Origin of the sequence: Sphingobacterium sp. UBA7253, from assembly GCF_002472745.1 — a bacterium.
Lineage (GTDB): Bacteria > Bacteroidota > Bacteroidia > Sphingobacteriales > Sphingobacteriaceae > Sphingobacterium > Sphingobacterium siyangense.
In genome coordinates this window covers 25,895-26,198 of sequence record NZ_DKSP01000130.1, presented here as the reverse complement: position 1 = coordinate 26,198, position 304 = coordinate 25,895, and the positions used below count along the sequence as shown (strand labels likewise).

1 pseudogene is annotated in these 304 nt (G+C 46.1%); it reads left to right on the top strand.

From position 1 onward, the window contains the following. Positions 1 to 304: pseudogene (locus B2X72_RS13465) on the top strand (iron-containing alcohol dehydrogenase); the annotation flags it as partial.

Sequence of the window (304 nt, the reverse complement as noted above, 5' to 3'; positions counted from 1 at the left end):
GTTTTCGAAAATCTGGAAGAGGCGGTCAATAACCCGACAAACATTAAAGCACGCCAAAATATGCACGATGCATCTTTTATGGGCGGACTGGCTTTCAACAATGCCTGGTTGGGTATTGTCCACTCTCTCTCGCATCAGGTAGGTGCACTCTACGGCGTCCCTCACGGAGCTTCCAATGCGATATTCTTGCCTAATGTGATCCGTTTTAATCAGACAGCTACAACAAGATATCCTGATTTGGCTAAACTTGTCGGTAGAGATTCGGCCGAAGGATTGGCACAGGAAATTGAAAAACTAAGAGCTG